The sequence below is a fragment of the Aureivirga marina genome, from assembly GCF_015767265.1.
In the GTDB taxonomy this organism is placed as follows: Bacteria; Bacteroidota; Bacteroidia; order Flavobacteriales; family Flavobacteriaceae; genus Aureivirga; species Aureivirga marina.
In genome coordinates this window covers 573060-586258 of record NZ_JADPIB010000001.1, presented here as the reverse complement: position 1 = coordinate 586258, position 13199 = coordinate 573060, and the positions used below count along the sequence as shown (strand labels likewise).

General features: G+C 31.9%; 9 protein-coding genes and 1 tRNA gene. 5 read left to right on the top strand and 5 right to left on the bottom strand.

Features of this window, described 5'->3' with window-relative positions; genetic code table 11:
- Positions 1–74 precede the first annotated feature (74 nt).
- Positions 75–1592: a 2,3-bisphosphoglycerate-independent phosphoglycerate mutase gene (gene gpmI, locus I1A51_RS02675; RefSeq protein ID WP_196890879.1), complete on the bottom strand. Its 1518-nt coding sequence runs from the start codon at positions 1590–1592 to the stop codon at positions 75–77.
- A 151-nt stretch (positions 1593–1743) separates the two neighbouring features.
- On the opposite strand from gpmI, the gene I1A51_RS02670 reads away from it, so the two are divergent.
- The 3 genes from I1A51_RS02670 (at position 1744) to I1A51_RS02660 (ending at position 4038) form a co-directional block, all read left to right on the top strand.
- The gene (locus I1A51_RS02670; RefSeq protein WP_196890877.1) at positions 1744–3507 is read left to right on the top strand and encodes an aromatic amino acid hydroxylase; all 1764 of its coding nucleotides are present in this window, start codon (positions 1744–1746) and stop codon (positions 3505–3507) included.
- A gap of 14 nt (positions 3508–3521) precedes the next feature.
- Entirely contained in the window at positions 3522–3839 is a 318-nt protein-coding gene (locus I1A51_RS02665) for a rhodanese-like domain-containing protein (protein WP_196890876.1), read from the top strand.
- 125 nt (positions 3840–3964) lie between these two features.
- A tRNA-Asp gene (locus I1A51_RS02660) sits at positions 3965–4038 on the top strand.
- Positions 4039–4085: 47 nt separating this feature from the next.
- On the opposite strand, the gene I1A51_RS02655 is transcribed toward I1A51_RS02660, so the two are convergent.
- The 4 genes from I1A51_RS02655 to I1A51_RS02640 form a co-directional block, all read right to left on the bottom strand.
- Positions 4086–6473: a sodium-translocating pyrophosphatase gene (locus I1A51_RS02655; protein WP_196890874.1), complete on the bottom strand. Its 2388-nt coding sequence runs from the start codon at positions 6471–6473 to the stop codon at positions 4086–4088.
- Between the two features lie 316 nt (positions 6474–6789).
- On the bottom strand, positions 6790–7317 hold the full coding sequence (locus I1A51_RS02650) for an inorganic diphosphatase (RefSeq protein ID WP_196890872.1): 528 nt from the start codon (positions 7315–7317) through the stop codon (positions 6790–6792).
- 65 nt (positions 7318–7382) lie between these two features.
- A complete protein-coding gene (locus I1A51_RS02645) occupies positions 7383–9875 on the bottom strand; it encodes a DUF5686 family protein (RefSeq protein WP_196890871.1) in 2493 nt (830 codons plus the stop codon).
- Between the two features lie 67 nt (positions 9876–9942).
- Positions 9943–10923: a pyruvate dehydrogenase complex E1 component subunit beta gene (locus I1A51_RS02640; RefSeq protein WP_196890869.1), complete on the bottom strand. Its 981-nt coding sequence runs from the start codon at positions 10921–10923 to the stop codon at positions 9943–9945.
- A gap of 429 nt (positions 10924–11352) precedes the next feature.
- Here I1A51_RS02640 and I1A51_RS02635 point away from each other — a divergent pair, with 429 nt between their 5' ends.
- A complete protein-coding gene (locus I1A51_RS02635; RefSeq protein WP_196890867.1) occupies positions 11353–12099 on the top strand; it encodes an electron transfer flavoprotein subunit beta/FixA family protein in 747 nt (248 codons plus the stop codon).
- Positions 12100–12155: 56 nt separating this feature from the next.
- Positions 12156–13118 (top strand): electron transfer flavoprotein subunit alpha/FixB family protein, encoded by a 963-nt coding sequence (locus I1A51_RS02630; protein WP_196890865.1) that lies wholly within the window; start codon positions 12156–12158, stop codon positions 13116–13118.
- The last annotated feature ends 81 nt before the right edge of the window (positions 13119–13199 follow it).

The following is a 13199-nucleotide window of genomic DNA, read 5'->3' as shown; positions in this document are numbered from 1 at the left end:
TTTGTCAAGAAATTCTAATTTTTTATGCAATAAAAGCTTTTCGTTTCAATCCTTAAGCTTAAAAATTCAATTAATTAAGAAACTAAAGATTCTTGATCCATAATTTCTGGTTTTTCAACACCCATTAAATCTAAAATTGTAGGAGCAATATTTGCTAAAATTCCATCTTTAATTGTCTTTAATTCTTTATCCACTAAAATAATCGGAACAGGATTCGTTGTATGTGCTGTATGTGGACTTCCATCTGATTTAAACATCGTATCTGAATTTCCATGATCTGCAATAATGATACTAGTATAATCATGATCTAATGCTGCCGTAACAACTTTTTCTAAACAAGAATCTACTGTTTCTGCTGCTTTAACTGCTGCTTCCATAACTCCTGTATGTCCAACCATGTCAGTGTTTGCATAATTTAAACAAACAAAATCTACTTCTTCTTTTTCAATTTCAGGAATAATTGCATCTGTAATATCAAAAGCACTCATTTCTGGTTGTAAATCATATGTTGCTACTTTTGGTGAAGGACAAAGAATTCTACTTTCTCCATCGAATTCCGTTTCTCTTCCTCCTGAGAAAAAGAAGGTAACATGTGGATATTTTTCTGTTTCAGCAATTCGAATTTGCTTTTTCTTATTTGCTTCTAAAACTTCTCCAATTGTTTGTGTTAAATTATCTTTTGGATAAATCACATGAATATTATTGAAAGCATCATTATAATTTGTCATGGTTGTAAAATGTAATTGTAATGGCTGCATCTCATATTCTGGATATGCTTTTTGTGTAAGAACTTCTGTTAATTCTCTTCCTCTATCTGTTCTGAAATTAAAGAAAATTACAGCATCTCCTTCTTCTATAGTTTTAATTGGAGTTCCATTTTCATCTGTAACAACAATAGGTTTGATAAATTCATCAGTTACATTATTATCATAACTTTTCTGAATTGTATCTAAAATATTTGTTGTTTTTTCACCAGTTCCATGAACTAATAAATCATAAGCTAATTTTACACGTTCCCAACGTTTGTCACGATCCATCGAATAATAACGACCAATTACAGAAGCTAATTTACTATTGTGTTTTTCTAAATGATTAGTTACTTCTTCAATAAATTTAATTCCAGAAGTAGGAGCAACATCTCGTCCATCTGTAAAAGCATGAACATAACTTGCTAAACCTTGTTCGTCAGCAGCTTCAACTAAAGCTTCTAAATGTTTGTAATGAGAATGCACTCCACCATCAGAAACTAAACCGATAAAATGAACATTTTTATTGTTTTCTTTAGCATAAGTAAAAGCGTTTTGAATTGCTTTTTCTTCGTGGAATTTTTTGTCTTGAATTGCTAAATTAATTTTTACTAAATCTTGATATACAATTCTTCCAGCTCCCAGATTCATATGTCCAACTTCCGAATTTCCCATTTGTCCTTCTGGAAGTCCAACTTTTAATCCATCAGTTCTTAAAGTTGCATGTGGATATTTTTGATATAAAGAATCCATAAAAGGTGTTTTTGCGTTGTCAATTGCAGAAACATTTGGATCTGGAGAAATTCCCCAACCATCTAAGATAAATAAGATAACTTTCTTGTTCATTTGTTGTACAGTTGTGTTGATAAAATTTTTGAAAGTACAAAGATACTGATTTAGCGACAATATAAATTTGTTAGATTTTTGTGAAAAATAACATCTATCATGACATATTGTTTAGAAATTGTTAATTTTAGCAACCAAAAATTTATCAATGATGAGTACGCCTTTTATACTTAATGAAGTCACAAAGAAACTTCCGAAACATTTGCATAAATTCATTATGCGTCAACCTTACGAAGATTATACAGCACAAAACCATGCTGTATGGAGATATGTAATGCGATTAAATGTGGATTATCTTAGTAAAGTGGCACATACATCATATGTAGAAGGTTTAGAGCAAACGGGAATTTCGATTGAAAAAATTCCAGAAATGGAAGGAATGAACCGTATTTTAAAAGAAATTGGTTGGGCAGCTGTTGCTGTTGATGGATTTATTCCTCCAAATTCTTTTATGGAGTTTCAAGCTTATAATGTTTTAGTAATCGCATCAGATATGCGAACTTTAGAACATATTGAATATACACCAGCTCCAGATATTATTCATGAAGCTGCTGGACATGCACCAATAATTGCAAATCCAGAATATGCAGAATATTTAAGAAGATTTGGAGAAATTGGAGCAAAAGCTATTTCATCAGGAAAAGATTATGAGATTTATGAGGCAATTCGTTTACTTTCTATTTTAAAAGAAAATCCAAATTCGACACAACAAGAAATTGATGCAGCACAAACTGTTGTAGAAAGATTACAAGAAGATATTGGAGAACTTTCAGAAATGGCTCAGATTCGTAATTTACACTGGTGGACTGTTGAATATGGGTTAATTGGAAGTATGGATAATCCGAAAATCTATGGTGCAGGATTGCTTTCTTCAATTGGTGAAAGTGAATGGTGTTTAAAAGAAGAAGTGAAAAAACTTCCATATACAATCGATGCTGCTGATGTAAGTTTTGATATTACAAAACCACAACCACAATTGTTTGTAACACCTGATTTCGCACATTTAAGTAAAGTTCTTGAAGAATTCGCAAATGGAATGGCTGTTCGAACTGGAGGATTGTCTGGAATTAAAAAACTTATTGATTCTAAAAATTTAGGAACAATTGAGTTAAGTACAGGAATTCAAGTTTCAGGAATTTTCACAAATGTAATTTCGGATGAAAATAAGAAACCAATTTATGTGCAAACTACAGGACCAACTGCTTTGGCAAATAGAGATAAAGAATTGATTGGTCATGGAATCGATTATCATGCGGAAGGATTTGGAAGTCCTATTGGAAGATTAAAAGGAATAAATCTTGCGATAGAAGATATGTCTCCTAGAGATTTAGAAGTTTACGGAATTTGTGAAGGTGAAACTACAACTTTAGAGTTTGAAGGAGGAGTAGTAGTTACAGGAGAAGTTATCACTGGAGTGAGGGATATCAGAGGGAAAATTCTATTAATTTCTTTTAAAAACTGTACAGTAACACATGGTGAAACTATATTATTTGATCCTTCTTGGGGAACTTTTGATATGGCAGTAGGGAAAAAAGTAGTTTCTGCTTTTGCTGGACCTGCAAGTGTAGAGTCTTTTGAAGATTATGCAAGTGTTTCTGAAACAAAAACACAAAAAATTGAATATTCTAAAGAAGATTTAAAACTTCATAAATTATATCAAGATGTAAGAGATATCAGAGAAAGTGGAAATATAGATATGCAGAAATTACATATTATTTTCGAAATTCTGATTAAAGAATATGCTACAGATTGGTTGTTGCCATTAGAAATAATGGAATTAGTTAATGATTCTGAAAATGAGTTAAGAGAAAGAGTTTTTGCGCATTTACAAGAATTACAAAAGAATGAAACGTATAATCATTTAATAAAAAAAGGTCTTCGTTTAATTTCAGAAGATCTAGTTTTAGTATCATAAACAGAAAGAAAAAAATGAGTTTTTTTAATTTATTTGGAAACAATAATAACAACGGAGAGGAAATTAAATCTTATTTAGAAAAAGGAGCTGTTGTTTTAGATGTAAGAACAGTTGCGGAATTTGATGAAGGACATGTTCCAAACTCTACAAATATTGTTTTAGACACAATTCCTGAAAGAGTAGAAGACATCAAGGCGATGAACAAACCAATTATCGCTGTTTGTAGAAGCGGAGGAAGAAGTGGTCAAGCTACAGAATTTTTAGCTGCACACGGATTAGACATTATAAATGGAGGTCCTTGGCAAAATGTAGATCAATTTGTTGAAAAATAATTTTTTTAATAAATAATTGTAAAACAGGAAGATAATTTTTGCATAAAATATTTTCCTGTTTTTTTGTTTAAAATCGCTTGCAAGTATCAAAAAAGCTTGTATATTTGCACCGCAATCAAGCAAACGGTCTGGTAGTTCAGCTGGTTAGAATACATGCCTGTCACGCATGGGGTCGCGGGTTCGAGTCCCGTCCAGACCGCAAAAAGCTTCTCAAATTTTGAGAAGCTTTTTTATTTTATAGAAGTTTTAATCATCAAAATTTTTATCTAAATATGCATCGACTTCTTTGCCAGTTAGAACTTCTTTAAAAGTTTTGACTTCTCCATTTTCAAGAATAACTTTTCGTTCAATGATGGCTCTTTTTTCTCCATTGACTATTTCTATTGAAATACTATGGCTTTCTTCAACTTCATTACCACTTGCGTTAATTGTAGTCGAATTTGGATTTTCAACATCAGAAACACTATGTCCACCCAATATTGGTGCAATTACTAATCCAACCAAACAAGTAAGTTTAATTAAAATATTCATAGATGGTCCAGAAGTATCTTTAAAAGGATCTCCAACAGTATCTCCGGTCACAGAAGCTTTATGTGCTTCCGAACCTTTATAAGTCATTTCTCCATTAACCATAACACCAGCTTCAAAAGATTTTTTAGCATTATCCCAAGCTCCACCTGCATTATTTTGGAAAATTGCCCAAACTACACCACTTACTGTAACTCCAGCCATATAACCTCCAAGCATTTCAGCAACTTCTTTATTCTCATAACCAATCAGCAGAGGAATAATTGTTATTAGAATTGGAATTATGAAAGTCATTACTCCAGGAAGAATCATTTCTCTTAGTGCTGCTTTTGTTGAAATTTCAACACATTTTGCATATTCAGGTTTTCCTTTTCCTTCTAAGATTCCTGGAATTTCTTTGAATTGTCTACGAACTTCATTAACCATTTCCATCGCAGCTTCACCAACAGAATTCATTGCTAAAGCAGAAAAAACTACAGGAACCATACCTCCGATAAATAAAGTTGCTAAAACAGGTGCACGGAAAATATTAATCCCATCAATTTCTGTAAAAGTGACGAATGCTGCAAAAAGCGCAAGTGCAGTTAAAGCAGCAGAAGCAATTGCAAACCCTTTTCCTGTTGCAGCAGTTGTATTTCCTACAGCATCTAATATATCAGTTCTTTCTCTTACTTCTTTTGGTAATTCACTCATTTCTGCAATTCCTCCAGCATTATCGGCAATTGGTCCAAAAGCATCAATTGCTAATTGCATTGCAGTTGTAGCCATCATTGCAGAAGCAGCGATTGCTACACCATAGAATCCTGCAAATGAATAAGAAACCCAAATTGCAATTGCAAATAAAAGAACAGAAGAAAAAGTTGAAACCATACCAGTTGCAAGTCCAGCAATAATATTTGTTGCAGCACCAGTTCCAGATTTATCGACGATTTTAAGAACAGGTTTTTTTCCTAAACCAGTATAATATTCTGTGAAATATGAAATTAATCCTCCTACAAGAAGACCAACAATAACAGCACCGAAAACACGAATAGATGGTACATTTTTTAAACCTTCACCAAAATATTGCATTTGCAGTTCAGAAGGAAGCATCCATTCAATCAGAAAATAACTACTGATTGCAACTAAAACAATAGCAAACCAATTTCCTGTATTTAAAGCACCTTGAACTTGTTTTTCTTTCGCATTATTATCTTTAATTTTAATAAAAAATGTTCCGATTATTGAAAAGATAATTCCTAGTCCAGCAATTAACATTGGAAGTAAAATAGTTCCGATTCCTCCAAATTTGTCTTCAATTGCACCTCCCATATCATGAATTACATAGTTACCAAGAACCATAGAGGCTAAAACTGTTGCAACATAAGAACCGAAAAGATCAGCTCCCATTCCAGCAACATCTCCAACATTATCTCCAACATTGTCTGCAATTGTAGCTGGATTTCTTGGATCATCTTCTGGGATTCCAGCTTCTACTTTTCCAACCAAATCAGCTCCAACATCAGCAGCTTTTGTATATATTCCACCTCCAACTCTCGCAAAAAGAGCAATAGATTCAGCTCCTACAGAAAATCCAGCAAGAGTTTCAAGAACGATAGTCATTTGAGCAGTATTTGTCCATTCACCACCCATGAAGAAATTATAAAAAATAATAAAGAAAATAGTAAGACCAAGAACGGCAAGACCAGCAACTCCGAGTCCCATTACTGTTCCTCCTCCAAAAGAGATTTTAAGTGCTTTTGGAAGACTTTCTCTTGCAGCTTGTGTAGTTCTTACGTTTGCTTGTGTAGCAATTCGCATTCCCATATTTCCAGCTAAAGCAGAAAAAACAGCACCAAAGATAAAAGCAACAACAATTAACCAATGTGTTGTGGGAACAACTGTAGAAATGATTGCTAAAATGATACTTGCGAGAATTACAAAAATTAAGAGAAGACGATATTCTGCATTTAAAAAGGCGAGAGCTCCTTCATAAATATGCTTAGAAATACTCTTCATGTTTTCTTCACCTTGACTTTGTTTCATTACCCAAACTCTTTTTGACCACATAAATAGTAATCCGAGAATTGCTAAAATCACAGGCAAATAAATTGCATTTGTTTCCATAATATGTATTTGATTATTTGATGATTAATTCAAAACAGAAATTAATGCTATATCATTTCTTAAGATTTTGCTCTTTTCATGATCTAGAAAACGTGTTGTTTTCTTAGATTTCCAATTTCATTAGATTCTTTTTGGTAAGAATCTGATATAGAATTAAAAAAATATATGGAAGATAGTTGGGGTAAAAAACAATAGGATTCTCCATATTTCAACTAAATGTAAGAAAAATAGAGGGATTTAAAAAGAAAGAACCCAACTTAATCAATTGAAAAAGTTGGGTTTATAAAAATATTATATGTTTTCAGAAATAGACTGATTAGATAGTGAAGCTTCCTTTTTCTTTGTGTTCACTTTCTTCGTATCTATCAATACATTTTTGAACGATATCGTATGCTTCTTCAACATCTCCCCATCCTCCAACGTCAACTTTCTTCTCTTCAAGATCTTTATATACTTGGAAGAAGTGCTCAATTTCTTTTACTTGGTGAGGGTTCATGTCGCTTAAATCATTTAATTTATTCCAAATTGGATCTGAAACAGGAACACAAATAATTTTTTCATCTGGACCTTTTTCGTCAGCCATATGGAAAACACCGATTGGTTTAACTTCCATCACACACATTGGAAAAGTAGGTTCAGCTCCTAATACTAAAACATCTAATGGATCTCCATCTAATGCTAAAGTTTCTGGAATAAATCCGTAATCCGCAGGGTACATCATTGAAGAAAATAACATTCTATCAAAGCGGATTTTCTTTAAATCAAAGTCATACTCGTATTTATTTCTACTCCCTTTTGGGATTTCAATTAATACGTCAAAAACTTGTTTATCTTTTGCAGTCATTCTTTAAGTTTTTTTCAAATTTTGGGCAAAAGTACTAAATAATATTATTTTGAGTAACTTTTACACTAGAAATAAAAACCGAAGCCTCCTTTTATTCCAAAATTTCCTTTTCCACTTGGGTCTCTGTATCTTACTTTCCAAATAAAATCCAGACGGAAAACTTTAAAAATATTTCCAACACCAGCGCTAGCTTCCATATAAACATCTGTTGGTGGTTTATATTCGATAGGGTGGGTTAGAGGTGCGGTATTATTAATATCAATATTTTCTTGAGATAATTCTCCCCAAACAGCTTTTACTCCAACAATTTCACGAAGGTTTAAATCTCTTAATAAAGGTAATCTAGAGAAAAGACGTCCGTTGAAATTATGTTCTAAATGTAGAGAAGCGTAAGTATCTGTTACAAATTCGTAATAATCTAATAAACCATAAGTATCATCAATAATGAAATAAGATTGGTTACCTGGAACGACATTTAAAATGCTTAAAGGAACAGTTCCGAAAGTTTTTCCAACTTCAATTGTTGAAAATAATCTACCAAAACCACCAATTTGGAAAGGTTGTTTGTAATAGAATTGTAATTTATCATATTCGAAATCGCTATCAATTACACCTTTTAATCCTTTAGAATAACGAAGGAAAATTGTAGGATAATTATCATTTACTTCATTTCTTTCAACACCATATCCGATTGTTTTTCTTCCAGGTGTTACTTTAATCATTCCATCTACTTCAAATTGTGTAAGGTTTGATTTAATATTTCCAGCTTTATCAAAATAATCCAAATTAAAGCCAGATGGATCCGCAGATTTTAAAGTTCTATAAGATCCGCCAAATTTGAATTCTAAATTTTTCTTTGGTTCAATTGATGCGAAAAGATTTGTAAGATTTACAGAAGTTAATTGGTTACTTGGCCCGCTTGCAAAGAAAGCAGAAGAAGCAAAACTCCTACCTAGCACATCATTTGTTGTTGTCAAACTAACACCAGTTTGTTCCACATCTCTACGAGTTCCAACACCAAAAGTTAAACGACTTTTTCGATCAACCATGTATTTAAAAGAAACACCATATTTGAATTGGTTATCTTTTGTTCCATAAGCAGTATAGAATTGCGCTCTCCAAGGCTCATTTCCGCCTAAATAAGTTCTTCCTCCAACACGAATACGGATTCCTTCCACATCGTTTTTTCCGAAAGTTGAGAAGATTGGTCCATAGTCAAATTTTCCAAATTCGATATAACCAGAACCTAAAATAGAAATTACATCCGTAATTCTTTTGAATTTTGGAGTTACACTTAAAGTATCTAACATTGAATAGATACCTTTTTCATCTTTACTTAATTTTTCAGGTCTGTTTTTAGACCAATATTCGCTAGATTTATTGTAAATATCAGGATTATAAACATCTGTTTCTTCCTTATAGAAGGAAGCATCTTTCTTTTGGTCAAATTCATAATTTGTATATAAAGTTGTTCTTTTTCCATAAAGACCTTTTGATTTTTCTTTTTTACTAAAACTAAAATCAGAAAACATATGATCTCTTTTAAGAAGGAAAACAGAATCACTTAATACTTCAAAAGCTTGTTCAATATATATATCTTTAACCCAGTTAATATTTGCACTTTTCGTTGCTTGCATATTGATTTCTTTCACAGCAAATGTGGTGTCATTTACCCAAAAATCACCTTTAAATGTAAGCTCTCCTTTTCTTCTAGGGTAATAAACAATATTATAACACCATTTATCTTCAATAAAAGCACTGTCTGCAAGAATATAATTGTAATTATTTACACCAGTTCTAGAAAGTGGACTCACAAAACTTTTGTCAAAAATTTTAATGTAGTTATTATAAATATTATAGTCTGCATATAAATCCTTAACAAAAGCGATAACACTTTGATTAGATTGAAAACCAGAATTAGTGTTTGCAACTAAATCATCACGAGTTTTTTTCAAGTCATTATCTCCATAAGTTTTATAAACAGATTCGTTGATAAAAATAGGAAGGTAAGGTTTTCCTGTAATACTTGATGTATCAACATAATCAAAAACGAATTCAATTCCATTGAATAATTTTCTTTCTTTATAAGCGCTATCAATATTGTTCAAATCGAATTCAATCTTTTCATACTTATCATATTGATATTGGTCATAAAGATAAATTCCATTAGAACGTTTTTTCGCCCATATTTTCTTTAAAATTTCAACAGCTGGATTTCCTTTTTTCTTTGTTTTACCACTGTAAATTACAATCTCATCAAGAACTGCATTTTCTTCTTTTAAAACAATTTTAAGGTTTAAGTCACGAGGTTTTACATTAATTGTTTTGGTTTCAAATCCAATAAATGAAACTTCGATTTGTTTGTAGGTTTTGTCTGCTTCTAAATAAAACGTACCATCATCATTGGAAACAGTTCCGATGATAGAGTTTTTAAATACAACAGAAGCAAAAGGAATTGGTTCTCCTTTGTCATCAACAACTTTTCCTCCAACTTTCACTTGTGCAAATGTGAAAACGGATATAAAGAGGAAAAGAAAAAAGAATAATTTATTTTTCATCTATTTTTTTAAAATAAAAGCCTTTCACTTAACGTTGAAAGGCTTTTATTATTGTGTTAAAATTTTCTTATTTTACGTACATTACTTCTTTTACAGCATTTACTACATCGTCAGCATTAGGAAGCCACTCTTCTAATAATACTGGTGAATAAGGTGCTGGTGTGTCAGCAGTCGTAATTCTTTTGATTGGTGCGTCTAAATAATCGAAAGCTTGTTCTTGCATTTGGAAAGTAATTTCTGATGAAACACTTGCGAATGGCCAAGCTTCTTCTAAAATAACAAGTCTATTTGTTTTCTTAACTGATTTTAAGATTGTATCAAAATCCATTGGACGTACAGTTCTTAAATCGATAACTTCAGCAGAAATTCCTTCTTTTTCTAAAGTTTCAGCAGCTTTATAAGCTTCTTTGATAATTTTACCAAAAGAAACAATTGTTACATCTTTTCCTTCTCTTTTAATATCTGCAACTCCGATAGGCAATACATATTCTCCTTCAGGTACTTCACCTTTATCTCCATACATTTGCTCCGATTCCATAAAAATAACTGGATCGTTATCACGAATTGCAGCTTTTAATAAACCTTTTGCATCATATGGATTAGAAGGAACAATAACTTTTAAACCTGGTGTATTTGCAAACCAATTTTCAAAAGATTGAGAATGCGTTGCAGCTAATTGACCAGCAGAACCAGAAGGACCTCTAAATACGATTGGAATATTGATATTCCCTCCAGACATTTGTCTCATCTTAGCAGCATTGTTAATAATTTGATCAATACCAACTAATGAAAAGTTAAATGTCATAAATTCAACGATTGGTCTGTTTCCGTTCATTGCTGCACCTACACTGATACCTGCAAATCCTAACTCAGCAATAGGAGAATCAATAACTCTCTCAGGACCAAATTCGTCTAACATTCCTTTAGAAGCTTTGTATGCACCGTTATATTCTGCTACTTCCTCTCCAATAAGGAAAATAGATTCGTCTCTACGCATTTCTTCGCTCATTGCTTCAGCAATGGCTTCTCTAAATTGTATTGTCTTCATTTTAAATTGCTTTATGAAATCACAAAAATAAGGATTTATAATACACATTTACATTTAAAATCTAAGATTTTTTCTAAGCAAAAATTATTAAATATGGAATTCTTTAATTGACATGATTAAAATCAGTAGTTTTTGCTAGAAAAGAACTACCTTTAGGACGAAAATTTAAACGGAAATATCTTTAAGATGCCAATTGAAAAAATAACAAAAAACAGAAGTTATTTATAGTGTAAAGTTCTTTAAAAATAGATGTTACGCACCAAAAAAGGAGACATTTCAGCAATCCCCAAATTGAAATTTCTACGAATGATAGATATAAAACGAAATAATGTAAGTTTCATCGTTTTATAAAAAAAAATCATAACTTCGTAGCGATTATCATTAAATCACAGAAAAATTAAATAGAAATCTTCAAAATATATATTGAAAATGAAAATATTGGTTTGTATTAGTCATGTTCCAGATACGACTTCAAAAATCAACTTTACAGATAACGATTCAAAGTTCGATACAAATGGTATCCAATATGTAATTAATCCACATGATGAGTTTATGCTTACAAGAGCTATGTGGTTTAAAGAAAAGCAAGGAGCTACAGTAACAGTTGTAAATGTTGGAGATGCTTCAACTGAACCAACTTTACGTAAAGCTTTAGCTATTGGAGCTGATGATGCTATTAGAGTAAATGCAGAAGCAACAGACGGATTTTTTGTTGCAAAGCAATTAGCTGAGGTTGTAAAAAATGGAGGTTATGATTTAGTTTTAGCAGGAAGAGAATCTATTGACTATAATGGAGGAATGGTTCCAGGAATTTTAGCTTCATTATTAGGATTTAACTTCGTGAACGCTTGTATCGGAATTGAAGTTGAAGGTACAGATGCTAAATTAATTAGAGAAATTGACGGAGGAGAAGAAACTTTAAAAGCTTCATTACCATTAGTTGTTGCAGGACAAAAAGGAGTTGTAGAAGAAAAAGATCTACGTATTCCAAACATGAGAGGAATTATGATGGCTAGAAAAAAACCTTTAGCTGTTGTAGAACCAGTTGACGCTTCAGCAATGACATCTTCACAAAAATTTGAGAAGCCAGCAGCAAAAGGAGCTGTAAAATTAGTTGATGCAGATAATATTGATGAATTAATCAATTTATTACACAACGAAGCGAAAGTAATCTAATTGTCAAATCGAAGAAATCTAGCTTTAAGCTATTTATCATAAAAAATTAAAAAATTATGTCTGTTTTAGTTTTAGCCGAAACATCAGAAGGAAAATTTAAAAAAGTTGCTTTAGAAGCTACTTCTTATGCGAAGAAAGTTGCAGAGCAATTAGGAACTAATTTAGTTGCTTTAACAATTAATGCTGAAGATAATTCAGTATTATATAATTATGGAGCAGAAAAAGTTTTAAGCGTAAAAAATGATGCTTTAAAAAACTTTGATGCTAAAGTTTATGCAGGAATCGTAAGTGAAGCTGCAAAAAAAGAAAATGCTGAGGTTGTAGTTATTGATTCAAGTAGTAATGGAGTTTACTTAGCGCCAATCGCTGCTGTAAATTTAGAAGCTGGTTATGCTTCAAACGTTGTTGCTTTACCAGAATCAATTTCACCTTTTGTAGTTAAAAGAAAAGCTTTTTCAAACAAAGCATTTAATCATACAGAAATTTCTACATCAGTTAAATTAATCGGTTTAGCTAAAAACTCATTTGGAGTAGTAGAAAATAATGTTTCTGGAACTGAAGAAGATTTTGTACCTTCATTAGCAGATAGTGGAATTTCAGTAGAAAGCGTTGAGAAATCTACTGGAAAAGTTTCTATCGCAGATGCTGACATCGTAGTTTCAGGAGGAAGAGGATTAAAAGGACCTGAAAACTGGGGAATGATCGAAGAATTAGCAGACGTACTTGGTGCAGCAACAGCTTGTTCTAAACCAGTTTCTGATTTAGGATGGCGTTCACACGAAGAACACGTAGGACAAACAGGAAAACAAGTTGCAGCAAATTTATATATCGCGATTGGTATTTCTGGAGCAATCCAACATTTAGCTGGAATTAATGCTTCTAAGGTGAAAGTAGTAATTAATACAGACCCAGAAGCACCTTTCTTTAAGGCTGCAGATTATGGTATTATAGGGGATGCTTTTGAAGTAGTTCCAAAATTAATTGAGAAATTAAAGGAATTTAAAGCAAATAACGCATAATTTTTAGTAAATTGCACCCTCAAAAAAGCTGTCTAATTTTTTGAAGTCATTTCCCTTTAATTAGACAGCTTTTTTTATCAT

What these genes read in the sequence shown, in the direction of transcription:
- I1A51_RS02650 (WP_196890872.1), bottom strand. Translation starts at nt 7,317, where the DNA reads ATGACTGCAAAAGATAAACAAGTTTTTGACGTATTAATTGAAATCCCA.
- I1A51_RS02670 (WP_196890877.1), top strand. Translation starts at nt 1,744, where the DNA reads ATGAGTACGCCTTTTATACTTAATGAAGTCACAAAGAAACTTCCGAAA.
- I1A51_RS02655 (WP_196890874.1), bottom strand. Translation starts at nt 6,473, where the DNA reads ATGGAAACAAATGCAATTTATTTGCCTGTGATTTTAGCAATTCTCGGA.
- gpmI (WP_196890879.1), bottom strand. Translation starts at nt 1,592, where the DNA reads ATGAACAAGAAAGTTATCTTATTTATCTTAGATGGTTGGGGAATTTCT.
- I1A51_RS02630 (WP_196890865.1), top strand. Translation starts at nt 12,156, where the DNA reads ATGTCTGTTTTAGTTTTAGCCGAAACATCAGAAGGAAAATTTAAAAAA.
- I1A51_RS02665 (WP_196890876.1), top strand. Translation starts at nt 3,522, where the DNA reads ATGAGTTTTTTTAATTTATTTGGAAACAATAATAACAACGGAGAGGAA.
- I1A51_RS02640 (WP_196890869.1), bottom strand. Translation starts at nt 10,923, where the DNA reads ATGAAGACAATACAATTTAGAGAAGCCATTGCTGAAGCAATGAGCGAA.
- I1A51_RS02645 (WP_196890871.1), bottom strand. Translation starts at nt 9,875, where the DNA reads ATGAAAAATAAATTATTCTTTTTTCTTTTCCTCTTTATATCCGTTTTC.
- I1A51_RS02635 (WP_196890867.1), top strand. Translation starts at nt 11,353, where the DNA reads ATGAAAATATTGGTTTGTATTAGTCATGTTCCAGATACGACTTCAAAA.